Genomic DNA, 1,180 nt, shown 5'->3' with positions numbered 1-1,180 from the left:
TACAAGTGGTAAACCGAATATTACTGGCTCATTTATTTGGAAGATACCAGGTGCGATAGCAAGTTTTGCAAGTTCTCTTGACTCTTGCTTCTTAGAGAATATGAAGATAGCGATTAATAATGCTAAAGTTCCTCCAGATCCTCCTGGCATAGCGTATACGTCAACAAAGTTTCTTGTTAATACGTTAACAGCTTCTTTACCTTGGTTGATTAACTCTAAGTTTTCATTTAATGCTGGAGAGTACATAGCGTTTAACGCTGGCTCTACCATGTTCATTCCGTGTAATCCGAAGAACCATAATAATTGTGATAATGTTACTAACACAATATAAGTGATTGGTGACTTACCAAGTTGCATTAATGGCTCTTGGATAGCTTTTTCAATCATAACTTTTAATTCAGTTCCGAATCCTACGAAACTTATTGAGAATACTACACCTGCAATAAGAATTACTATTAATGCTGGGATAACAGCTGCGAATGCTTTTGATACAGCTGGTGGCACTTGCTCAGGCATTTTGATAGTGAATCCTTTTTTAGTCAAGAATATGAATAATTGACCTGCTACTAAAGCAACGATCATTGCTGTAAACATAGCTGTTGAGTTAAAGTTACCCCAACTTAGTAATCCCCAACCTACACCTTCAATAGCTTCAGTTGCTCCTTCTGGAATAATTTTTTGTCCATCTGGAATTAATGTTAAGAATGCAGCTAATGAAGTTAAAGCTGTTGCTAATGGGTCTACTTCATATTGTCTTCCTAAAGCATAAGCTATAGTTAATACAATAAAGATACTAGTTAAAGCTAGTGTTCCCCACCACATGTTGTTTGTAACTGGGATAATGTATTTGCTTATGAAAGGTTGTACTGAATCAGCATATCCTCCCATTGCATTTAATTTTGCACCTATTAATGAGTCCGGTTTAAAAAATACGTTTAAGAATAATGATCCTAAAGATCCTGCCATAAAAATTGGTAATGTTCCTATAAATCCATCTCTTAGAGCACATAATTGCTTTTGACGCCCTAATTTTTCAGCTATTGGCATAAGAAATTTTTCTAAGCCTGCAGCTAATTTGTCCATAAATTTCATTTTAGTTCCCCCTTATATACTTTTATTTATATATATGATTGCTTTTTATTTTGAAAAAAGTGCCTTTTCTCTCAAAATAGAAGCTATA

1 protein-coding gene is annotated in these 1,180 nt (G+C 34.4%); it reads right to left on the bottom strand.

Going from position 1 to position 1,180, the window contains the following annotated elements; genetic code table 11:
- The coding region (locus tag ACRC28_RS13730; protein ID WP_438544012.1) for a PTS sugar transporter subunit IIC at nucleotides 1–1,092 on the bottom strand (1,092 nt) is incomplete at its 3' end.
- Between the last annotated feature and the right edge of the window lie 88 nt (nucleotides 1,093–1,180).

This window comes from Clostridium sp. (assembly GCF_051650885.1).
Taxonomy (GTDB): domain Bacteria; phylum Bacillota; class Clostridia; order Clostridiales; family Clostridiaceae; genus Clostridium.
Note: the sequence above shows the minus strand (reverse complement) of the source record. Positions and strands in the feature narration are given on the sequence as shown.